General features: G+C 34.5%; 20 protein-coding genes and 2 pseudogenes. 8 read left to right on the top strand and 14 right to left on the bottom strand.

Going from position 1 to position 23,633, the window contains the following annotated elements:
• A pseudogene (locus ACOZIR_RS28010) lies at positions 1-85 on the top strand (hypothetical protein); the annotation flags it as partial.
• A 450-nt stretch (positions 86-535) separates the two neighbouring features.
• On the opposite strand, the gene ACOZIR_RS28005 reads toward ACOZIR_RS28010, so the two are convergent.
• The 8 genes from ACOZIR_RS28005 to ACOZIR_RS27970 all read right to left on the bottom strand — a co-directional run bounded on the left by ACOZIR_RS28005 (position 536) and on the right by ACOZIR_RS27970 (position 8,793).
• Positions 536-1,846, bottom strand: a complete 1,311-nt coding sequence (locus ACOZIR_RS28005; RefSeq protein ID WP_310878907.1) for a CitMHS family transporter — start codon at positions 1,844-1,846, stop codon at positions 536-538.
• Positions 1,847-1,973: 127 nt separating this feature from the next.
• Positions 1,974-2,816: a 3-hydroxyacyl-CoA dehydrogenase family protein gene (locus tag ACOZIR_RS28000; protein WP_310878906.1), complete on the bottom strand. Its 843-nt coding sequence runs from the start codon at positions 2,814-2,816 to the stop codon at positions 1,974-1,976.
• A gap of 15 nt (positions 2,817-2,831) precedes the next feature.
• Positions 2,832-4,025: a thiolase family protein gene (locus ACOZIR_RS27995; RefSeq protein ID WP_045289628.1), complete on the bottom strand. Its 1,194-nt coding sequence runs from the start codon at positions 4,023-4,025 to the stop codon at positions 2,832-2,834.
• 54 nt (positions 4,026-4,079) lie between these two features.
• Positions 4,080-4,853 carry an enoyl-CoA hydratase/isomerase family protein gene (locus tag ACOZIR_RS27990; protein ID WP_045289630.1) on the bottom strand — a complete coding sequence of 258 codons (774 nt, stop codon included), beginning with the start codon at positions 4,851-4,853 and terminating at the stop codon, positions 4,080-4,082.
• 97 nt (positions 4,854-4,950) lie between these two features.
• Positions 4,951-5,715, bottom strand: a complete 765-nt coding sequence (locus ACOZIR_RS27985) for an enoyl-CoA hydratase/isomerase family protein (RefSeq protein WP_045289632.1) — start codon at positions 5,713-5,715, stop codon at positions 4,951-4,953.
• Between the two features lie 20 nt (positions 5,716-5,735).
• Positions 5,736-6,518, bottom strand: coding sequence for an enoyl-CoA hydratase/isomerase family protein (locus ACOZIR_RS27980; protein WP_045289634.1), 783 nt, complete (start codon positions 6,516-6,518; stop codon positions 5,736-5,738).
• A gap of 28 nt (positions 6,519-6,546) precedes the next feature.
• On the bottom strand, positions 6,547-7,761 hold the full coding sequence (locus ACOZIR_RS27975; RefSeq protein ID WP_045289636.1) for a CaiB/BaiF CoA transferase family protein: 1,215 nt from the start codon (positions 7,759-7,761) through the stop codon (positions 6,547-6,549).
• Positions 7,762-8,019: 258 nt separating this feature from the next.
• Positions 8,020-8,793 (bottom strand): IclR family transcriptional regulator, encoded by a 774-nt coding sequence (locus tag ACOZIR_RS27970; RefSeq protein ID WP_310878905.1) that lies wholly within the window; start codon positions 8,791-8,793, stop codon positions 8,020-8,022.
• A gap of 340 nt (positions 8,794-9,133) precedes the next feature.
• Between ACOZIR_RS27970 and ACOZIR_RS27965 the strand changes: the two genes are divergently transcribed.
• The 4 genes from ACOZIR_RS27965 to ACOZIR_RS27950 all read left to right on the top strand — a co-directional run bounded on the left by ACOZIR_RS27965 (position 9,134) and on the right by ACOZIR_RS27950 (position 13,342).
• Complete coding sequence (locus ACOZIR_RS27965) at positions 9,134-10,243, top strand: citrate/2-methylcitrate synthase (RefSeq protein ID WP_421536100.1); 1,110 nt, start codon at positions 9,134-9,136, stop codon at positions 10,241-10,243.
• A gap of 114 nt (positions 10,244-10,357) precedes the next feature.
• A complete protein-coding gene (locus ACOZIR_RS27960) occupies positions 10,358-10,759 on the top strand; it encodes a PaaI family thioesterase (protein ID WP_045289642.1) in 402 nt (133 codons plus the stop codon).
• Between the two features lie 84 nt (positions 10,760-10,843).
• Positions 10,844-12,010, top strand: a complete 1,167-nt coding sequence (locus ACOZIR_RS27955; RefSeq protein ID WP_045289643.1) for an MFS transporter — start codon at positions 10,844-10,846, stop codon at positions 12,008-12,010.
• A gap of 24 nt (positions 12,011-12,034) precedes the next feature.
• Positions 12,035-13,342, top strand: a complete 1,308-nt coding sequence (locus ACOZIR_RS27950) for a CitMHS family transporter (protein WP_421536099.1) — start codon at positions 12,035-12,037, stop codon at positions 13,340-13,342.
• A gap of 202 nt (positions 13,343-13,544) precedes the next feature.
• Here ACOZIR_RS27950 and ACOZIR_RS27945 read toward each other — a convergent pair whose 3' ends face one another.
• Complete coding sequence (locus tag ACOZIR_RS27945; RefSeq protein ID WP_045289647.1) at positions 13,545-13,979, bottom strand: YfmQ family protein; 435 nt, start codon at positions 13,977-13,979, stop codon at positions 13,545-13,547.
• 300 nt (positions 13,980-14,279) lie between these two features.
• Positions 14,280-15,236 carry a carbon-nitrogen hydrolase family protein gene (locus ACOZIR_RS27940; protein ID WP_045289650.1) on the bottom strand — a complete coding sequence of 319 codons (957 nt, stop codon included), beginning with the start codon at positions 15,234-15,236 and terminating at the stop codon, positions 14,280-14,282.
• Between the two features lie 159 nt (positions 15,237-15,395).
• Here ACOZIR_RS27940 and ACOZIR_RS27935 point away from each other — a divergent pair.
• Positions 15,396-16,828 (top strand): annotated as a pseudogene (locus ACOZIR_RS27935) (PLP-dependent aminotransferase family protein).
• A 215-nt stretch (positions 16,829-17,043) separates the two neighbouring features.
• Here the strand turns inward: ACOZIR_RS27935 and ACOZIR_RS27930 are convergent.
• Both ACOZIR_RS27930 and nhaC read right to left on the bottom strand, forming a co-directional pair.
• Complete coding sequence (locus ACOZIR_RS27930) at positions 17,044-17,205, bottom strand: IDEAL domain-containing protein (protein ID WP_237758360.1); 162 nt, start codon at positions 17,203-17,205, stop codon at positions 17,044-17,046.
• Between the two features lie 542 nt (positions 17,206-17,747).
• Positions 17,748-19,154, bottom strand: coding sequence for a Na+/H+ antiporter NhaC (nhaC, locus tag ACOZIR_RS27925; protein WP_328121554.1), 1,407 nt, complete (start codon positions 19,152-19,154; stop codon positions 17,748-17,750).
• A gap of 944 nt (positions 19,155-20,098) precedes the next feature.
• Between nhaC and ACOZIR_RS27920 the strand changes: the two genes are divergently transcribed.
• Together ACOZIR_RS27920 and ACOZIR_RS27915 are read left to right on the top strand one after the other, a co-directional pair.
• The gene (locus tag ACOZIR_RS27920) at positions 20,099-20,545 is read left to right on the top strand and encodes a MarR family transcriptional regulator (RefSeq protein ID WP_045289654.1); all 447 of its coding nucleotides are present in this window, start codon (positions 20,099-20,101) and stop codon (positions 20,543-20,545) included.
• Between the two features lie 100 nt (positions 20,546-20,645).
• Positions 20,646-21,845: a tetracycline resistance MFS efflux pump gene (locus ACOZIR_RS27915; RefSeq protein ID WP_045289656.1), complete on the top strand. Its 1,200-nt coding sequence runs from the start codon at positions 20,646-20,648 to the stop codon at positions 21,843-21,845.
• 294 nt (positions 21,846-22,139) lie between these two features.
• Here ACOZIR_RS27915 and ACOZIR_RS27910 read toward each other — a convergent pair whose 3' ends face one another.
• Entirely contained in the window at positions 22,140-22,763 is a 624-nt protein-coding gene (locus ACOZIR_RS27910; protein WP_421536098.1) for a LysE family translocator, read from the bottom strand.
• A gap of 482 nt (positions 22,764-23,245) precedes the next feature.
• The coding region (locus tag ACOZIR_RS27905) for a potassium transporter TrkG (RefSeq protein WP_421536097.1) at positions 23,246-23,633 on the bottom strand (388 nt) is incomplete at its 5' end.

Genomic DNA, 23,633 nt, shown 5'->3' with positions numbered 1-23,633 from the left:
TAACTCAGCTTACTTCAAAAGCTCCGTAAAAGGTGGCGTTTTCTTACGTGAATGTAGAGAATGTGGCATGAAGAAGAGTATATAAAATAAAGTTTTAACTTTTACTCTTAATGACGACAAATACATACTTTTTCTACAAGATATTAAGCTTCTAAATTACAGAATATCAATTATTATTTAATAGCTATTTCTTTTACTGCGACTTTCCTATTTTTAAGAAGGTATAATTTCCTGAACGCCCTTCATTCATAGAAGCAATTTCTCAAACTCACTTTTTATAAATTCAAGTTTTACCCCTCACACTTAGGAACAACAAATGCTCTTTTCTCGTGATATAAGACATGTCGAATAAAAAACACATACTAATTTCATTAGTATGTGTTTTTATTTTTTAATAAATTGAAATAGTAATGAGTATTTTTTACTTATCTATTTGTTCATACCTATGTTCTTGAATATACTTAAGTTTCTTCATTTTGTATTGTCACATACTTTTAGTCGCTTATTATACCAAGTTCATATGAAGTTGAGCTTATCACGTCATAATTGCACCTGTTAACCATGCAAGTGAAATTAAAACTAAACATGTAAGAACTGACCACTTAAAAGCGAAGCGTACATACTCTGAAATATTGAGTTTTAACATACCAGTTAGTAAAATTGTAGCTGGAACTAATGGAAGTAAAAAATGAGCCGATTGTGATAAAACTACTGCCCTAACAATCTCTATTGGTTCGATTCCAAAAGCAGAAGCAGTATTTGCAAAAATGGGAACTACGCCAAAATAAAAAGCATCATTCGACATAACAAATGTAAAAGGAATACTAACCAAGCCAATTATTACGGGGAAAAAATGTCCCCATGATTCAGGAAGAATCGAAACCAGATTTGCTGCTATTGAATCTATCATTTTTGTGCCTGATAAAATTCCAGTGAAAGCACCACCGGCAAATACAACTAGTAACACCATTAAAGCGTTTCCGCCATGAGCTTTAATTCTGTCCTTTTGTTGTTCAATAGTCGGATAGTTAATAAACATAGCTATTACAACTGCAATTAAAAATAAAATTGCTGGTTTTACGAGATCTGATATTAATACTCCCATCACAAGCAAAGTCAATATGAGATTTACCCATAACATTTTTGGTCTTTTAATTGAAGACTCTTCATTGGCAGCTACATCTAAAGAGAAGGCATATTCCGCAATATGAGATTCTTTGAGATCAATGATACCCAATCGTTTTCTTTCCATTTTACCCAAAATAAACGATACAAAAATAACCCATATAGCTCCACCAATTAACGTTGGAATAAGAGGAATAAAAAAATCTGTTTGTTCTAGTCCTAGAACTGATAACGCCCGGATTCCAGGTCCACCCCATGGAGTTAAACCACAAACTACACTAAAAGAAAGCATAGAAATAGTGGCTAGAACTAAAGGGTTCATATTCAACTTTTTATATAAAGGTAGCATAGAAGAGATAACAATCATAAAAGTTGTTGTACCATCTCCATCCAGTGATACTAGAAGAGTCAAGACGCCTGTTCCAATAGCAACTTTGAGCGGATCACCTTTAACAACTTTTAATATTTTATTAATTAAAGGATCGAACATACCAGCATCTATCATTATTCCAAAAAACAGGAGGGCGAATAGGAGAAATGCAGCCGAAGTAGCTACAAGCTTAATTCCATCAAGCATCATGTCATCAACTTCTGCAGCAAACCCCCCAGCAATAGCAAAAAGAAGTGGAATCACTGTAAGTGCGGTAAAAGAAGACAAACGGCCCGACATAATAAAATATGTAAATACCGTTATCATGGTTAATCCTAGCACAGTTAACATTCACTTTCCCCCTTAAAGGTCCATATTCAGCGTTTTAATGGTAGCGTTTACAATATATTCCCAATGGTGAAATAGTAAAAACTATTTCACTGATTTACAGTTATCGATTTTTAGTGAAATCTTATTATTAGTAATCAAAGAATCCCGAACCGGTTTTAACTCCTAGTTTACCCGCCTTTACATACTTTGTAAGTAAAGGACATGGACGATATTTTTCCCCCAGTGTATGATGGAGATATTCCATGTTCCTTAATCGTGTATCTAATCCTACTAAATCTGCGAGAGCCAGGGGCCCCATAGGATGATTTAATCCTAATTTAATAGATTTATCAATATCTTCCGCGGAAGCTACGCCTTCCATCAGCATATTCATTGCTTCATTTCCAATTAGACAATTCATTCGGCTTGTAATAAAACCGGGAAATTCATTTACCTCGACCGTTTCTTTTTTCATTTTTGCTCCAATTGCTCTTACATACTCTACAGTTTCCTCTGACGTCTCAAGCCCCCGTACAATTTCAATTAATTTCATTTTATGAACAGGGTTAAAAAAATGCATTGCGATCACTTTGTCCGGACGAGAAGTTTGGGCGCCTATCTCCGTTGGACTCATGGTAGATGTGTTTGTTGCTAAGATTGTTTCAGACGAACATAAACTATCTAATTCCTTAAACACTTTTATTTTGATTTCCATGATTTCTAATACAGCTTCGATTACAAGGGCACAATCATCCACTGCAGATTTCATATCCGAATAATAAGTGATATTTTTCATACTTTTCTCTACATCAGATGTTGAAATATATCCTTTTTTCTCACTTTTAATTAATTCATCTTTAATATAATTCTCTGCTACTAGTAGCGATTCATTATTAATATCATGTAATGCAACAGAAAAACCATTTAGGGCTGCAACATATGCAATTCCTCTTCCCATTACGCCAGATCCAATAACAGCTATTTTAGTCATTGATTTACCTCCATTTTAAACTTGTAGATTTTCAAAGATAGTAGTAATTCCTTGCCCTCCTGCAATACATAGAGTAACTAATCCATATTTTTCTCCTCGACGTTCCATCTCATGAAGTAATTTCGTTGTCAAAATAGCACCTGTAGCCCCAATTGGATGACCAAGGGCGATTGCTCCCCCATTTACATTGACTGTCTCTAGGTTTAAATTTAATTCTTTAATAACAGCTAGTGCCTGAGCAGAAAAAGCTTCATTTAACTCGATTAGTCCTATATCCTCTAAACATAAACCACTCATATTTAATGCTTTTTGTGTAGAGTACACCGGTCCAATTCCCATGATTTCAGGAGATACGCCTGAACTTGCATGAGCTACAATTCTAGCTTTCGGTGTAAAACCTCTTTCCCTTGCAATAGATTCACTCATCATAAGTACTGCAGAAGCTGCATCGTTTCGTCCACTTGCGTTACCAGCCGTCACAGTTCCATTAGGGTTAAATACAGGTTTTAAGGTTGATAGTTTTTCTAATGTAGTTGACCGAGGATGTTCATCTGATTCAAATAAAAATGAGTCTTTTCGGTTATTAACTTCATAAGGAACAATTTCACTTTTGAATAGCCCATTATTAATTGCTCTTTGAGCGAACTCTTGGCTTCTTAATGCAAACTCATCTTGCTCAACTCGATCAATTTTATACCTTTTAGCCAAGTTTTCAGCAGTATCACCCATTCTTAGAGGTCCGTACTCTTCAATAGGTTGAGAGTATGGCTGACTTTCTGTATTTGGATCAAGTAACAGGCCATTTCCGGAACGATATCCATAACGAGCTTGACGGATATAATAAGGGGCTGTACTCATACTCTCTGCTCCCCCTGCGATAACTACGTCACTCAAACCTAATTTGATTTGCATATCTGCATTATTGATAGCTTGTAAACCTGAACCACATTGCCTGTGAAGTGTATATCCTGGTATTTGAACGGGAAGTTCAGCCCGTAACAGGGCAAGTCGAGCAAGATTGGAAGAGTCAGCATTTTGCTTTGCTTGACCCAGTATTACTTCATCTACTAAACCAGGGTCTAGTTCCGAGCGATTTACGATTTCCTTAATAACTTTTGCAGCCAAAAAGTCTACAAGCACGTTGCTTAAAGCTCCTCCAAGCTTACCAATAGGTGTTCTAACCGATTCAACAATAACAGCGTCCTTCATTTTTTATCTACTCCTTCTTCATATGGAAGTTAGCTTTCTAACAGGTGTTTTTTGTTATATTTCATGATAATTCGGTCTTCGTTTTTCCAAGAAAGCTTGTGTTCCTTCATGCTTTTCTTCTGAAGCAAACAAAACTGTTTGTGCAAGTTTCTCTAACATTAAGGCTGTATCTAAATCCACATCTTGCCCTCGATTTACGACCATTTTGGCTAATTTAAGAGCTAACGGTCCCTTTGATAAGATAGATTCAACTAACTGATTGGTAACGTTCCATAAGACATTGCTTTCAACCGACTGGGTAACAAGTCCAATGCGTTCTGCTTCCTGTCCATTGATTATTTTTCCAGTAAGAATCATCTCCAATGCTCTTCCTTTACCAACGATTCGCATTAATCGTTGTGTTCCGCCTGCACCGGGAATAATAGCTAAGTTTAATTCTGGTAAACCCATTTTGGCGTGGTTGGCTACCACTCTTAAATCACATGCAAGAGCTAGTTCAAACCCTCCCCCTAAAGCGTGACCATTAATTACCGCAATGGTTACTTTACTTGACTGTTCAATTTCTCTATAAACTTTCTGCATGCCTGGAACAAGTGCTTCCAACATCGTTCTTTCATGTAATTCCTTAATATCTGCTCCGGCAACAAATGCTTTCTCACCTGCTCCTGTAATAATTATTATCCTTAGCTTAGGATCTTCTTCTAATTCACCTACTGCTACTTGTAATTCATCAATTGTCGCCTTGTTTAAAGCATTTCTTAATCGCTGGCGATCAATAGTTATAGTTCCGACGAATTCATCTTTCTCCACCTTAATATGTTGAAACAAGCTATTCACCCTTTACGAATCATTTATGACAATTAGTAAGGTAACCTGAAAATATACAAATATCGGTAGGTTACCTCACTTTAACTTTTCATTTATTTTACTTGCCTTTCCAAACAGGTTTTCGTTTCTCAAGGAATGCCTGAGCGCCTTCAATACGATCTTCGCTTTCATATACGTTTGGTCCAATATCTAACTGCAGTGCTTGAAATAATGGTACATCCATCGTTTTCCATATTGTTTCCTTAATACGTTGTACAGAAAGAGGAGCACACTCACATATTTCTTCTGCTATTTCAGTTGCTCTCTGCATTAATTGTTCTTGATCCTCTAATAATTCATCTATAAGGCCCACCTGCAAGGCTTCTTCGCTTGATACTAGCTTACCTGTATATAGCATTTTCGCTGCAAAGCTCGGTGAGATTAATTTAGGCAAAATAGTGGCTCCAAATGTAGCTCCCATACCTCTTTTGGCTTCGGGCATGCCAATTTTAATATCTTTCCGAGCCAAACGAATATCACTAGCAAGTGCAATTTCACACCCTGCTCCTACAGCAGCACCGTTTAGCGCAGATATGACAGGTTTATATGTTTCAATAATTGCATTAAACAATCTACCTCGTAACGGTTTCTTTTTGAATGCTTCTGGATTTTCCTTTGCCTCTTTTAGATCACGACCACTACAGAATGCTTTATCTCCCGTTCCAGTAATAATTAAGACCCTTGCTTGAGAATCAGTTTTATATTCTTCTAAGTAATCAAGAAATAGATCTGACATAACGGAATCAATAGCATTTCTTTTTTCTGGCTTGTTTAAATATAAGTAAGCTATTTCTCCCTTTTTTTCATACTCTATAAAGCCCATTTTCCGTACCTCCCCTAGTTTTACTTTCCTGTAAATTTTGCTTTTCTTTTTTCCTTAAAAGCTGTGACTCCCTCTTTATGATCTTCGGTCTCTTTAATAATGGCGTAGTGAGAAGAAATCAAATCGAGTGCTGGCTCTAATTCCATTGTTCTAGAGTAACGAACAGCTCTTTTCGTCATTCTTATGGCAATTTGCGGACCGGATGCGATTTGCTCAGCTAAATCCATTGTTTTCTTCATAAACTCTTCTTTTGTATATACATGATTAACCATTCCTAGTGATAGCGCTTCCTTTGAACTGATAAAGTTTCCCGTCCATAGTAATTCGAAAGCTTTGGCTTCACCTACAATTGGAGGAAGAAAGAAAGCGCCTCCATCACCTGGTACAAGACCTACCTTTACATAGCCCTCGCTTACCTTTGATTCATCAATCATAGTGCGTATATCGCACATCAGAGCCATATCTAAACCTGCCCCTACAGCAGGACCATTGATTGCAGCAATGACTGGTTTATCAATTTTTTTAAGCGCTAACGGGATACGATGAATGTTTTTCCAAAGTTTATTTTTATTATCTAGTGGTTTTTGATCTTGTTTCATACCACCTACATCTCCACCTGCGCAAAAAGCATTCCCAGATCCCGTCACAACAATGACATGTACATCATCATTTTTTTCTGCATCTTCCAGCGCAGCTACCCATTCTTCAATCATTTGACTATCAAAAGCATTTTTCTTATCCGGACGATTTAGTGTAATAATTTGTACATGGTTTTGAATACTTGTCAAAATTGTTTGCTCCACTTGTACTCCCCCTTGTTGACTGGTATATTTAGTTTTTTTGTGTTACCTGTTCTTTTGAACGAATAATATTTTTATCACGTAAAATTTGAAGTTCCTCACTTGTTAACCCTATTAACTCGTGGAGAACTTGATCTGTATGTTCTCCTATCATAGGAGCAGCAAAAACTTCTTTTAAAGGAGAATCAGATAATCGTATTGGTGAACCTGGAACCTTAATTTTTCCTTCTTTTGGATGTTCGATTTCTCGAATCATTTCTCTGTATTTTAAGTGAGGATCGTCTGCCACTTCTGCAATTGTATTGACGGGTGCATGGGGAACATTGGCTTCTATTAGAGCATCTGCAATGTCCAATTTTTTCTTTTCAGAAGTCCAACTGGTTACAATTTCATCTACAATATAAGTATTAGCTGAACGGTCTACGTTTGTTTGAAAGCGACTATCTTCGAGTAAATCTTCCCTTCCCATAACTTTTAATAACGATTTCCATTGTCTATCTGCTACACAAAGGATAGCTATGTAACCATCTTCAGTTGGATATACATTATAAGGAGCTGTTGCCATTCCACTATGTTGATTTCCAGTTCTCTCTGATACTTTACCTCCTTGGCTATAATAAGCGCCTAATGCAGATGCTAGAGTAGGATAAATTGCATCATGCATAGAAACTTCAACTAATTGCCCTTTTCCAGTTTTTTCTCGATGATACAGAGCAGTAGTAATACCTCCAAATAAGTGAATTCCCCCAAGGAAATCACATAGAGCAGGACCAGCTTTTACAGGGGGTTTATCAGCAAAGCCAGTAGTAGCCATAACCCCACCCATTGCTTGAATTGTTAAATCCATAGCTGGTCTGTCAGCATACGGACCAGTCAAGCCATAACCTTTTCCTGAAGCATAAATAAGTTTTGGATTTATTTGGCTTAAAAAATCATAACCTAATCCAAGTCTTTCCATAGCTCCTAAAGAAAAGTTTTCAACAAGTACATCAGCTTTTTTGACTAGTTCAATAAAGACTTCTTTTCCTTCCGGAGATTTAAGATCAAGAGAAACGCCAAGTTTATTGGAATTTAGCATTAATAATTCATGACAGTCTCCTTTTCTTCTAACCCTAAGATTCTCCCCTTTAATTGGCTCAACCTTAATGACTTTGGCCCCTTGATAAGCGAGCATAAGTGAACAATACGGTCCATTGTAAATTTGACCCAAATCTAAAACAACTATATCTTCCAATGCTTTTTTCATAATACCCCTCCTGAATTTAAAAAAGATATACGCTTACATAATTTTAATCCGATAATCGGTTTATTTATCCGATAATCGAAATTCTATCATGCTTTTTAAAATTATTCAACAAAAAATTTAGACAATTCTGCATTATTGTAACGTTTAAAGTTTTGAACTCAAGCAAAAAGCTGTTTGTCAAAAGACAAACAGCTTTTATTTTGAAATATGTGAAATATAAAATACAGATGGTAAAACCGAAGGAGAATGTAAGAGGAATTAAAGTGTGATATTTTCTTTTACATTCTCCATAATGTTACTGATTTTCAAAGAGGCTTCTTTAGCAAGTGTTGCAAAATACTCTACAGTGTCATCTTTTTTACGGTAAGTAGGACAGTGTATAGATAATCCAGCAAGAATTAAACCTTGGTTTGACAAGATAGGTGCTGCCACGTTAAGTGCTCCTTCATTTACTTCACCTTCTGTATGAGAGAACCCTTGGATTCTGATATTTTCCAAATCCCTTTTCAAGACTTCAATATCTATATTCTCCTCAGAAGGGATCTTTTGAAATACAAGTTCTTGTTGTGTTGGATCCATAAATGCCAGCAATACTTTTCTTGATGCACCTTTATGGATAGGTCTACTTAATCCTACTGGACGTGAGAACTTGACATCATGAGGACTTTCAATTGATGCTACACATACACCTTCTAAAGTTATCGGATCTATCACATTTAGGCTAACTGTCTCTCTCGTAAGTTGAGCTATATGTTCGAGAAACGGCATTGCTGTTTCTCGAAGTTGCGGGATTGGATCTGCGTAAATCCCTAACTTATAAGAGTTTAGTCCTAACCTTAATTTACCTGTAGAAGAATCTTTCGTTAGATAACCGCATTCAATCAGTGTATTAACTAAACGAAATGTTATTGTTGATGAGATATTTAGTTTGGCTGTTATTTCTTTTACAGTAAGTTGACTACTGTGTGTGTGAAAAAGGTCTAAAATTAATAATCCTCTTCGCAAAGTCTGAGAAGTAGATTTATCCGCCATAAAAAAACTCCTTTCAAGTTTGTAGCTTTAAAGTTTAAATTTAACTCCTAACTTTAGTTTAGCGAATCTTTTTATTGAAATATAGTATTCAGCATAAAAATTTTTAATGTTGCAAATATACCTTCATAAATTTGTATTATGCCAAAATAAAATATTGAAAATTCTTAAAAAATATGTTAGCATTTCGATAATCGGAATGTTTATACGATTATCGGAAGAAGTTGCGTAACAATAAAATATATTAACTATTATTTTTTGTTACAAAATGTAAACGCTGACATTCCGGGAGAAGTGTATATGTGTGTAGGCGTTTAAATTATTGGGGAGTGGAGGAATGAAAATGAGCGTCACTGGACTTGAAGGAATTGAAGTTACACAATTAGCTATTAGTTCGATTATTGATGACACATTAACTTATCGAGGAATTAATATTGATGATTTAGCAACGAACTCTATTTATGAAGAAGTTATTTTTTTACTTTGGAATGGTAGATTACCTACCCAAGAAGAATTAGAGGACTTAAAACAAAAGCTAGTACAATATGGAACGTTACCTGAACCAATTACTAATTTATTAAGGTCTTTACCACACGATGTCCACCCTATGGATAAGCTTAGAACAATAGTATCTGCACTATCCCTATTTGATACTTTTACAAGAGATATGTCTAGAGAAGCAAATTATGATAAAGCTTTAAAAATACAATCAAAAATTTCTACAATTGTAGCAGCTATTCAAAGAATTAGTGAGGGAGAAAAAATACTTTTTCCTAAATCAGAATATACCTTTTCACAAAATTTTTTGTATATGTTAAAAGGTAAAGAGCCTCACCAAATAGCTGTAGAATCCTTAGATAAGGCTTTAATTTTGCATGCTGATCATGAATTAAATGCATCTACCTTTTCTGCAAGAGTTACAGTAGCTACTCTTGCAGATATTTATGCAGGAGTTGTGTCAGCTATTGGAACTTTAAGTGGCCCCCTTCACGGTGGAGCTAACGAGGCAGTAATGAGAATGCTTGAAGAAATAAACGATATTGAGAATGTTGAAACATACATCTCTGAGGCACTATTTACTAATAAGAAGATAATGGGCTTTGGGCATCGTGTCTATAAAACAGGGGATCCTCGAGCAAAACATCTCAAAGTAATGGCAAAAGAATTGACTGAATTGATGGGTCAAAGGAATCTTTATGATATATCAACTAGAATAGAAGATATTATAAAAAGCGAAAAAGGCTTATTACCTAATGTGGATTTTTATTCGGCTTCCGTATACCACAGCTTGGACATTCCAAAATATTTATTCACACCTATTTTTGCAATAAGCCGTACTTCAGGATGGATAGCCCATATCTTAGAACAATATGATAACAATCGTTTAATTCGTCCGCGTGCTAGTTATGTTGGATTACTGAAAACAGAATATACTCCTATAAATCAAAGATAATAACCCTCAAGAGATTTGCTCTTCTAATGAAACGGCAAATCCCTTGAGAAAATTGTTAAATTACCTTATTAGTACAAGATTCAATAATTTATTTTCAAAGTGAGTTGATTAATAATGGAACACAATAACAGAATGAATCCTTTTCGAAGATATCTAGGACTAAAAGATTTTAAATCAAGAGATGGTGTTTTTGAAGTAAGAATTGAGATATTTCCTGACCTTTTAAACTTTAGTGGTAACGTACATGGAGGCGTAATTGCTTCTCTTGTTGATATGTCCATTGGAAATGCTGTACATCCAGTTCTAAATGAAAACCAATACTCTACAACAGTAGAACTAAAAATCAACTACCTAAAACCATTAAATGGGAAAACAATTACAGCTAAGTCTTGTTTATTACATAAAGGAAAAACGTTACTAGTAGGTAAAGCAGATATTTTAAACGAGCATGATCAGTTAGTCGCTACCGGTACTGCTACTTTTATGATCTTAAATAAAGTAAACAAGACGCTATAAAAATTATTATGTATAAAAAGAATGTTTGAGTTTGCTATAAAAATATTTTTTCTCACTCTTTTTATATAAAGAGGAAGTGAATATATGCTTCTATATATCCTCGTTGCTTTATTTCTTATTTATCAAACCAGCGTTCGGGGAAATACCATTCTGGTAACTTTGTATGCAATAGATTTAAACGCAAGTGCATTTTATTTAAGTATGATTGTCGCTACAACCTCTCTATTTCCAATGTTATTTGCAGCGTATGCAGGGAGAATTTCTGATCGTATAGGGTTTCGTTTTCCTTTGACAGGTGGGATGATAGGGACTTGTATAGCTCTTTTGCTTCCTTATCTCTTTCCAGGTCAATTATTTATTTTAATCATTTCTCAATCTTTATTTGGCTTATGCCAAATCTTCACTATTGTTACGATGCAAAACTTAATAGGCGCTTTAAGTACTGCAGAAAACCGTTCGTTTTATTTTTCTACTCATAGTCTTGGTGTTGCAATTTCTAATTTTTTAGGCCCTTTAATAACGGGAGTTTCTATTGATCACCTTCATTTTAATCAAACATACTTACTTCTAGCTGTTATATCTATTATTCCAAGCCTTTTCTTTGTTTCCAAAAGGATTAAAATACCTAGCCCTATTATGTATCAGGAGAGACAGCAAAGTAATTTTATAAAATTGTTGGTTGCCCCTTCATTAAGAAAGACATTTATAACAAGTGGAGTTATTTTAACTGGTGTAGGAATCTATGAATTTTACTTTCCTATATATGCAAAAAGCATCAATCTTTCAGCTTCTATGATTGGTACTATCATTAGCTGTAATGCCATTGCTTATATTCTTTCAAGGTTATTAATGAACCCTTTATTAACAAAATTTAAGGGAGAAGTAATACTTGGAGGATGCCTTTCTGTATCAGCCATTGCTTTCTTTTTAATTCCTTTGTTTGATAGTCCGTTTTTACTCATTGTCATCTCATTTGTAATGGGGTTAGGGTTAGGATGTTGTCAACCTTTGTCTATAGTAATGGCGTATAGTCATTCTCCTGAGGGACGTACTGGTGAAGTTTTAGGAATTCGACTTACCATAAATAAATCAGTGCAGTTTTTAGTCCCAATTATATTTGGCTCCGTTGGATCTTTACTTGGTTTTTTCCCTGTATTTTGGTCAAATGCAGTTCTTTTCTTATTTAGTGGATATTCACTTTTTGAGAAAAAAAGTAAACCGTCTAATTCAAAGTATTTTTGGAATCGCTAACAAATTATAAGGAGGACTCGATTTATGCTATCTTTACTAGGGTTTGCAATGATTACAACGTTTATGTATCTAATTATGTCAAAAAAACTTACGCCAATGGTAGCCTTTATGCTCATTCCCATCATATTTGGAATAATAGGTGGTTTTGCTAAAGGTATAGGTCCTATGATGTTAGATGGAGTAAAAGATGTAGCCCCTACATCTATCATGATCCTATTTGCCATTCTATATTTTGGACTTATGATTGATACAGGATTGTTTGACCCTCTTATCGCCTTCATTTTGAAGGTAGTAAAAGGGGACCCGTTGAAAATAGTTGTAGGCACAGCCGTACTATCTATGATGGTTGCATTAGATGGAGATGGAACAACGACTTATATGATAACAGCCTCTGCGTTGCTTCCCTTATATAAAAAACTAAAAATGAATCCTCTAATACTTGCGGGTATTGCCATGTTATCAATGGGTGTAATGAATATGACTCCTTGGGGTGGAGCTTCAGCGATGGCCATGAGTTCCTTAGGACTCACCTCTTCCGAATTATTTTTTCCGTTAATTCCTGTAATGGGAATTGGACTACTATGGATACTATTTGTCTCTTTTATCTTTGGGAGAAGAGAACGCAAACGTTTAGGAGTTATAGATTTTCAGGATACCTTTAAAGAGCTAGCAAGTGCTTCTGAAATAGTCCAAAGCACAGAACTACCAGAATACCGAAGACCTAAGCTATTATGGTTCAATTTTGTTTTAACGTTAGTTCTTTTAGTTTGCTTAATTATGGACTTTATTCCTTTAATGATTTTATTTATGGTTGCTTTCGCCATAGCATTATTGGTTAATTATCCTAATATAAAAGACCAACAAAAACGAATCTCTTCGCATGCAGCTAATGCTGTAGCTGTAGTTTCTATTATTATTGCAGCCGGTATCTTCATAGGAATCATGTCAGGAACACATATGATTGATGCAATGGCCAAAACGCTAGTAGCGATTATTCCAGATGTACTAGGGCCCTATCTACCTGTCATAGTGGCACTTTTAAGTGCTCCACTAACTTTTGTTATGTCCAATAATGCCTTTTATTTTGGTGTACTTCCTATTATTGCCCAAGCTGCGGAAGCCTATGGAATCAGCGCTGCTGAAATAGGACGTGCTTCTATTTTAGGACAACCTGTACATATAATAAGTCCTTTAATAGCTGCAGCACACTTATTAATGCGTATGGTAGAGATAGAATTTATTGATTTGCAACGCTTTCTAATGAAGTGGGCTTTTGGAACAACGGTAGTTATGATAATTGCATCCCTGATTCTAGGTGTTATTTCTATTTAATCCTTCGTTATAGAGGAGAAAATCTAGCATTTGTTTTCTCAACAGAAGTGGGCTTTTTAAACTAGGAGGTTAGACATTTTTCTTCTCAATTAATAAATTCTTGAACGTTAGAGATCACAAGGTTATAAAAATCCTTGCGTTATTTAATTTTAAAAGAGAATAAAAATAAACAGTTAGAAATTCCTAACTGTTTATTTTACTTTTAATTTATATGATGAGTGTTTGAAAGGGTATCTGACAACACCGTGTAAGCTTGTACTTTCTTTTTATATTGTTTTATTACATCTACATAATCTTTATAAATATATACAGACAGCTTGAAATCGTGTTTTCCTATCTTAGAATGAATAATGTAAGGAATTTCATCTGTTTCGGGGGTTAGAAAATAATGCTCGTTTCCTGAATGCACATAATACTTCTCTAAAAAAGTAGCCTGATTAAAAGCAGAAATAAATTTTTGTTTTTCTTCACCCTCTAATATTTCCCCATTTTTTTCAATCTTCGTATGAGCAGCATCCAATTTAGAATGTAGCTCGAATTTTCCTAGAAACCATTTAACCACTGGGGTTGGCATTGTTGTTATTAATAATTTTAAAGCACTAACCACGATTATTCCCAGTATTACGATCCAAGTCATTTTCTATCATCTCCACGTTGCGTTATGATTCTTTACCATATAGTATTGTCCATTTAAATTAGATTTTTAAAATCTAATTCCTAAAGAAAGAATCAAAATTTATAAGCCTTACTTTTATGATAAATAATATAAAAGAAAAAGAACCATCCAATTATGAGTTAATTTCCCCATCCAATTTTCATACACATTATAAGCTTGTAATTTAGCATTATAATTAGAAAAAAATCAAAGAACAGACTGCCGAAATCCTGTTCTTTGATTTAATATTAAACGTTTAAATAGTATTACTTTGAAGTATTGTTAGTTATTCCACTTTACGTTTTCTTTCTTCTCCTCGTTTACTACAAGTTGAAATACATCAGGTCTGGAGTAGTGTCCTACTACATCAAAATCAAACTGACTGTAGGCAATCTCACGTAAATCAAGATCTGTAAGTAACAATTCCTCTTTCCCGAAAACTGGCTCCTTGATATACTCACCTAAAGGACCAACAATAGCGCTTCCCCCTGGACACATTTCATCAGGAGAAGAGGCTAGATCGTCATAGCATGCCAAATCAGTGGGATACATATCTTTATTTACATATTGATTACAAGATAAAACAAAACATCTTCCTTCTACTGCAATATGACGAATTGTTGATTGCCATACATCTCGAGAATCTGCTGTAGGAGCAATATAAATCTGAACTCCTTTTGCATACATCGCTGCCCTTGCTAGTGGCATGTAATTCTCCCAACAAATTAATGCTCCTATCTTTCCATAAGGTGTATCAAAAACAGGAAGTGTACTTCCATCTCCCTCTCCCCAGATTAATCTTTCTGAACCTGTAGGTTTTAATTTACGATGTTTGCCAAGTAATGTTCCATCTGGTCCAAAGAATAGTACTGAACAATAGAGAGTCCCACCACTAAATTCGTTATCTCTTTCAATTATACCAATGACGAGATAAACACCGGCTTTACGTGCCGCCTCTCCTAATTTATCTGTAGTTTCGCTAGGAACTGGAACCGAATTTTCCCAATAGCGAAGCCAATCTTTTCTTCCTTCTGCAGAACGACTTCCAACTGTAGCTCCAAATGCTAGTCCCCTTGGATAAGCTGGGATAAAAGCTTCAGGAAATACCACGATATTAGCGCCCTTTTCTCCTGCTTCTAGAGTTAATGAAATAGCTTTTTCTGTACTTGCTTCTCGATCCATAATAACTGAAGCAGCTTGAATAACAGCTACTCGCACATTATGTTGGTGTGTAGTCATGATAAATCCTCCTCTTTCTAATAAATCCATTTAATATAAATCTTAAATATGATGATAAATAAAAAGAGGTTTTTTGTATGCATCCAATTGGATATATATTGACTAATCCAATTTAAAAAAATATAATCTGAATTAATTATTAACATGAGGTGAATAAAAATGGAGTGGAAAGTAGATCGTCAATCAAATAAGCCTTTGTATCAACAAGTCTTTGATTTCATTGAACAAAAGATTTCTTATGGTGAATTTCCACCAGGAACCTTGTTACCGTCGGAACGTAAATTAGCTGAACAATTAAATGTTAATCGCATGACCATTGTGCATGTCTATGATAAATTGAATGCAGTTGGTTTAGTGGAAAGAAAACGTGGGAGTGGTACACGTGTCAGCACCCATAAATGGGGGTTTTATCTAAAAGATCTACAAACTGGAGAAGATATGTAGAAGGAAGTACATTTTTACCTACATATCCCTTAATTAAACGTATCCGTGAAGCAGCAAAACAGCTAGAAAATGGATTTGATTTAGCAAGTGGTGAATTATCGTCTGATTTATTCCCCTCTCAATTACTGCAATCTTCTCTAGTTGATGAATCCTTTCCCAATGATTTAAGTTATGAGCATCCACAAGGGCACTTGGGCCTACGTGAGACATTATCTGCTTATGTTAAGACTAATTACAATATCAAGACTACTAGTTCTTCTATTCTTATCACATCAGGTGCTCAACAGGCTTTGTATCTCATTACCCAATGTTTACTAAGTCCTGGTGACGCTGTTGCTATCGAATCTCCTTCTTACTGTTATTCACTTCCATTATTTCAATCAGCTGGGCTACGTATATTTGGCTTACCTGTTGGTTCTAATGGAATTAATCCTCAGGATATAGAAGATTTATATCATAAACATCAAATTCGTATGGTTTTTCTAAATCCAACATATCAGAATCCAACTGGAACTGTACTCATTAACACGCGTCGAAAAGAAGTAATAGAGATTGCGGAAAGATTAGGAATTCCAATTGTAGAAGATGATCCGTTTGGTTTGCTCTCCTTCAAAGAAGAAAAACATTCTCCCATTAAATCTTTCGATCACAATGGTAATGTATTATATATTGGTTCTCTTTCTAAAGTGGTTGCTTCTAGTCTGCGAATCGGTTGGCTAATTGGTCCACAATCGGTTATTAGTCGCTTAGCAGATGCCCGTCAACAAATGGATTTTGGACTAAGTATCTTCCCTCAGTTAATAGCAAATAAATTTTTACAATCAGCTGATTATACAACTCACCGTAAGGCTCTCACCCACGAATTACTGGATAGAAGAAATGCAATGATTTCTGCGTTACATGAAATCTTGGGTGAGAAAGTTAACTTTATTGCTCCGAATGGCGGACTTCATATTTGGTGCAAAATAAATCGGAAAATTAGCGATGAAAAGCTTGTAGGGGAAGGCATAAAAAATAATATTTTATTTATGCCTGGAAGTGTATATGGCTTTCCAGATGGATATGTCCGTTTTACGTATGCTCGATTAGAGAAAGAACATATAAAGGATGCTGTATTACAATTCGCTGATATTTTATCTCGTATATGATTTTTAACTTAAATAAGTCCTAAAAATGCAAAAAAAGCATTCAAATTCACAACTGCTTTCCTTGTAATAAGTCTTAGTTAAATATTTAAAAGTGATCATGTAGCTTAATTCTTTATAAGAAAAAACCTTTACTAAAAAACAGTAAAGGTTTTTTTATGAGTTTCTTCTAATATAAAAATATCTCCTTGATCAAGCTATGGATTTAAGTTTCTCTGTTAAACGTAAAAATCTTTATTCTTTAAGGATTGATCAATTTCCTCAAGAATCTTACTTCTTTTGAAGTCATTCATCACCCGATCCAAAAACTGTTCAGCCAACATTTCATCATGTAAATTTGAATCCACTCGGTCCATTTCATTAAGTGCATTATTTTCCATAAAACGTCAACCCCTTTATCTTTTCTCTTTTGCAAACAGTATTCTCTTTTGCACTCTTTTTATGCAAGGTTGATAGATGAAGTGAAACATAGATTAACATGTAATATGCGTGGTTACTACCCTATATTCCTTTTAGATATTTTTCATATGTCTTCAATTAGATAAAAAAATATAACTACCTAATTAATACCAAATTGATTAAAAAAAAGGTGTACAAAAGTTCGTCTGTTCTTCAAAAACGACATGTGCGTTAAACTAAAAGGTAAACTTATTATGATGCTCTATAAAATCACTATAAATTAATTTTTCACATAACGACAAAAAAGACACCCTCTATTGAGTGTCTTCTAAATATAAATTTATTGGTTCAGAAGTGAAATCCCATATAAATAAAAAATTATATATTTAATTTTAGATAAATCTTTATGGAATTCTCTGAACAGCTTACGTATTAATTCCATCTACAATTTAAAGAGCCTCTGATGGGCTATTGGCGCTAGCTCATGAAGCTAACGCCTCAAGGGAATAAAACCTCTAGGTTTCTAAGAGATTTTCTTAGCATCAGAACTATTACCTTTAATATACCAAATAAATTTCCCTGTATAGCCATAAATAATAGCAAGTGCGATGGAAACAAAGCTTAACCACATGAATGGAACGTAGGAGAAGGTAGAGATACCTAAAATTCCCGCCATAAAAATTCCATTATCAGACCAGGGAATCATCCCAGATGTTAATGTCCCACCCACTTCAGAATTTCGAGCCAATACTCTTCGGTCAATGTGTAATTTATCATAGCTTTCTGCCATAATTTTAGGAGTTAAAATTAATGAAACGTACATAGCACAACCAAATACATTTGCTAAAAAAGCAACGATTAAAGTAGATAAGGTCACGTTCCCTGCTGATGTTAGGCGATGTTGAAACTTAGAAACAATTACTTTTAATACTCCTAAATGCTCCAACAATCCTCCAAATCCTAACCCAAAAATAATTACGACCACTGACCCCAGCATTCCTTCGATTCCTCCCCGGTTTAGGAGAGTATCTATGAAGTCGATCCCGGTATTAATTGAGAAACCTTCATAAGCAGTACCAAGAGCATCAGCAATATTCATGCCTTGGAACACAAAAGCCCAAATCACTCCAAGGAAGGCCCCCATAACAATCGTAGGCATAGAGGGTTTTTTTAATGCAAGCATAAGAATTACAAATACGGCAGGTATCAGCATCCAAACATGAATATCAAAGGTTTTAAGTAATGAAGTCTTTAGAAACTCTACTTTTTCTAAGTCTGTATTTTTACCTCCATACATAAACCCTGTGACAGTAAAAAGAATAGCCGTGATAACGTATGCAGGAATATCTAAATATAACATGGCACGTACGTGTGCAATAACATCCACTTTAGACATTGATGCTGCAAGCACCGTACTGTCAGATAGTGGAGATAACTTATCTCCAAAATATGCACCGGAAAGAACAGCACCAGCTACAAGTGGAAGAGGAATACCAAGTCCCTCTCCGATTGCTATCATAGCAATTCCAGCAGTTCCAACAGTTCCCCATGATGTGCCTGTAGCTAAAGAGGTAAGTGAGCAAATAACGAGTGTAGCTAATAAAAAAATACTTGGATGGATAAACTCTAACCCATAATAAATAAGTGTTGGTACAACTCCTCCTGCAATCCAAGTCCCAATAAGAGCACCGACCGAAACGAGAATCAATATAGCTTCAAGACCATTCGAGATGCCACCGGTAATAGCTCCTTGTAATTCTTGGTATCGGTGTCCCAAACGTAATCCAAGTAAAATGACAAGGAACCATGAAATAAACAACGCCAGCTGTATAGGTAAGTCAAAAGTTACAGTAAAAGAAAAGACAATGCCTAAAAATAATCCCAATGTGCAAATAATCTCTAACATAGATGGTAATCGTACGTTTTTCATAGTAGTTCCCCCTTAAATAAAGCGTTTTCATAATTTGTTGTAAAAAATATACTTATTTCTTTGGCTTTCTTCCCCTAACCTTCTTGGAATCCAGTTTTTTGTCTAACATGCATACCAATTTAGAAACGCTCACTTCTCTTGTTCATGCTTCTCGAATGTGTAATGATAGCCTGATGTATTTTTTCTTCCTTCCTCCATGCATGCCTTATCCTTTGTTCAAACATGAGGTAGTAATGACTGTAGACATGTGTGTATTTTGGGAAATACTTAATTGTTTCATCGCGTTTATTCTTTAAAATAAAATGATACCGTTTTCAAAAGATGTTAATTAAAATCTCTCTACATATATTCTCTAGAAATTTAAAGAATTCCGGCTCTATTTCAAGATGCAACTTCATTATATTGTATCTCTTTCTTTTGTAGAGAGGAAATACATTGAATATAATCAAAGAAAAATAGAAAATTATACTTCTAAGTTTTATGTACTCCTTTCGCGTACTTAAGTTATATTATATTTATAACACGAAGATAAATCAAGTAATTTATTATTCATTTCGCGTACAATGCATTTGATTTTGATATAGAGTTAATTTATACAAACAGGAAATAAGCCGAAAAATTTATCCGAAAAATAATTGATAATATTGATTAGGATATGTATATATTCAAACAAAAGTAAAGGTAACAAATCTAAAGAATTATAATTCTTAAATCTGTTCTTCTCACCTTCCAAAAAATCCAATATGTTAAGTAGATCGTAAAGTATTTTATAAAAATAATTGATTTAAGTATTTACTCTAACTGACGATAAATACATATTTTCACTTCTCATTAATAATAATATTCGTTACGTATTCTCAATGAATACTATAGTGCTTGGGCATGTTTTGTTGTGAAAGAAACAAAAAATCGTTATACTGTATACAAATTAGGGAGGAGTTATTATGGATAAAAGACAGCAGTTAATGAGTGAACTTATGGATTTATGTAATGAGATAATCTGGCGTAATAAACCGGAAGTAGAATTGGCTTTAAAGGACTATAAGTTGAGTGAAATAGAATTAATCGAAAATATTGCTCTAATCCCAAATGCAAATGTAACAAAGCTTGCAGCTGCGAGCTACATGACTCGAGGTGCTATAAGCAAGATTACCAAGAAGCTAATAGCTAAAAATATGATTGAGAGTTATCAAAGTGTTGAAAATAAAAAGGAAATATATTTTCGACTAACAACCCATGGACAAAAAATAAATGATATCCATAAAGAATTACACCAATCTTTTCTTAAACGCGATGCAGAAGTATTCAGGCACATGACCGATGAAGAATTTGACACTATTTTTCGTTTCATTGGTCGATATAGACATCATCTGAAAAATATCACTGAGTAAGTGGTGTTTTTTTATATCGTTTTATTGTTGACGAGGAAACAATAAAGGAGTAAACTTATATTTGTTTCTTAAGAAACAATAAACTTAAAGGAGAACGATCATGGATACTTCAATAAATAAACATGCCCTAACGTTTGGGTTTATCACTGTCTTCTTAACGGGTCTTGGATTGACTATAGTTAGCCCTGTTTTACCTTTTTTAGTAAAGACTTATACTAGTAGGCTTAGCAGTCAGGCTACTGCAGTGACATTGCTTACCTCTATATATGCTCTTTCTGTCTTCTTGGCTGCACCAGTCTTAGGTGCGTTAAGCGACAGATATGGTCGGCGTCCAATATTAATTGTTAGTCTAATCGGCTCTGCCCTTGGTTATTTTATTTTTGGACTTGGAGGTGCACTTTGGATTCTCTTCCTTGGTCGTCTCATTGAAGGTTTGACAGGTGGCGAAATTTCAGCCATTTTTGCTTACTTTGCAGATATCACACCTTCAAATGAACGCACTAAGTACTTTGGTTGGATTAGTGCTGTTGTTGGGGTTGGCACTGCTCTGGGCCCTATCATTGGAGGTGTACTTGCAACTTTCGGAAACAGTGTTCCTATGTATGCTGGCACGGTTATTACATTGCTTAATGCCATATATGGCTATTTTTTTATGCCTGAGAGTCTTGAGAAGTCCAGACGCTCTTCCTGTATCTCTGTTAGACATCTTAATCCATTTATACAATTATCAAAGGTTTTTTCCTTTAAATCTGTTAAATGGCTGCTAATTGCTGGGTTTCTAACTTGGATTCCTAATGGATCATTACAAGCTATCTTTTCTCAGTTTTCAATAGATACATTTGCATGGCAGCCTATATTTATTGGTCTGACATTTTCTATAATAGGTGTACTGGACATCTTTTCCCAAGCAATTATTATGCGACGACTACTCAAATCTTTGACGGATAAAAAAATTGCTCTATTAGGCATGATAAGTCAAATTATTGGTTTTATCCTTATTGCGATTTCAGCTCTTACAGCCTTTTATCTAGTCTTTATTGTTGGGATGATTTTCTTCGGACTTGGTGATTCAATCTTTGGGCCATCATTTAATGGGATGCTTTCAAAATCTGTTCGTGACAGCGAACAAGGTCATATATTAGGAGGAGCTCAAAGTATTCAATCTCTATCCCGATTTATTGGACCAATTATTGGTGGACAGTTGTATTCTATAGTTAGTCATACTACTCCAGCCATTATGGGTGTGGTATTGATTGGTGTATCTGCTCTCTTCTTGTCAAAGCAGCATCAATATATTTAATAAAAACCAACTTTCAAAAATGACGCCAATCAGTTTACATTGAGAAAAAGCCCACTTTTCATTGAGAATTTTTGGGTAAAATAAAAATATGATTTAAAAAAATTGTTTTTTACAACAACTTTTTTAAATCATATTAATTACCTTATTGCACCATTTTAAAAACCATTATATGTTACTTTTTTAGTAGAATGCGTTATGTATTTTTAGTTACCATAAAACACATTCATTATGGCAACTAAAGGTGTATAGAGCACACACTTTATATACCCTATTAATAGTTGAAATTACAACTACCTAAGTATGAGCTTTCTCTAGAGCGAGTTTTATACCAAATCCTATTAATATAGTCCCTGTTATTCCCTCTATAACCTTTTGTATCTTAGGCTTCTTCATAAAAGCACTAATCTGGTTAAGTAAATAGATATAAAATAAATACCACATGACAGTTAATACAATATAAGTTATTCCCAGTATAAGAAACGGCATAAAAGTATGGCTTCCAGGATTCACAAACTGTGGTAGGAAGGTTAAGAAAAAAACAGCTATTTTTGGATTTAGTAGATTGGTGAGGAAACCTTGTTTAAAAGAAGACCTATTTTTATACTTATTTTCGACAACTGTTTTAGCTGTTTCTTGATTTCTCAATGTCCATAATGACTTGATACCTAAATAAATTAAGTACACTGCACCAATATATTTGAAGATAGAAAATAACAGAGCTGATTTCGCAACAATCGCCGAAAGCCCTACAATAGCAGTTAATGTATGAATAGATAATGCGCAACAAATCCCAACCATTGTTTTAAAACCTCCCCGTTTCCCAACAGTAAGAGTATTTTTTGTCATGACAACAGTATCTGAACCAGGTAAAATAATTAGAAATATACATGTAATCACGAACAAATAAAAGTTTTCCATCTTATTATCGCCCCTCGATTAAAATAGTTCTGTATCTACAATTCTTATATTGTATTATAGGTTAATCATTTTATTAATTGAAGATAAACACTATAATATTTCTTATTTGCTTTTTTCAACTAATGGACTCTTTTTTATGAATTCAAAGAAACATTATGTTAACTAAAGATGTATATCTTATACAGTTTAAAAACAGAAAAAACACCTCCAAGTTATTATTAGGTACTAAATACCCGTTTTTTAACTTAAAGGTGTTTTTTAGTAACATTGTTTACATGCTTCTCTAATTCTTCTAATCGTTTTTTAGTATTTAACATGGAAGAAGATATTCATGATTGGATTACTTGCGCCTATAAGAGTGAATATGTTGGTTTTTTAACCAATTAGAATCTTTTCTTCTGCATACCGAATTTTAGATTGTTTATTTGAACGAATCGCAAGCACAAAACCAATGGTAAGAGGTCCTACCCTGCCAATAAACATCATAATAGTAATGAGAATACGTCCGACAGGACNTTAGATTGTTTATTTGAACGAATCGCAAGCACAAAACCAATGGTAAGAGGTCCTACCCTGCCAATAAACATCATAATAGTAATGAGAATACGTCCGACAGGACTTAAGTCGCCTGTAAAGTTAGCACTTAATCCAACTGTTCCAGAAGCAGAAAATGTTTCAAATAAAAGTGTAGACATATCTACACCTTTTTCTGTGATTGTGAGTAGAAAGAAAATAATAGAAACAAAAATAATCCCAGAAGTAGCAATAGAAAAAGCTCTATAAACAAGCGATTTCGGAATTCGGCGTCGAAAAACATTAATCTCTTCTTTATTTGTCAGTACTGTCCATAAAGCAAACAATATTAAGACA

It is taken from the genome of Priestia sp. D3YE.R1 (assembly GCF_049199565.1).
GTDB classification, from domain to species: domain Bacteria; phylum Bacillota; class Bacilli; order Bacillales; family Bacillaceae_H; genus Priestia; species Priestia aryabhattai.
This window is presented reverse-complemented; position numbering and strand designations above follow the sequence as displayed.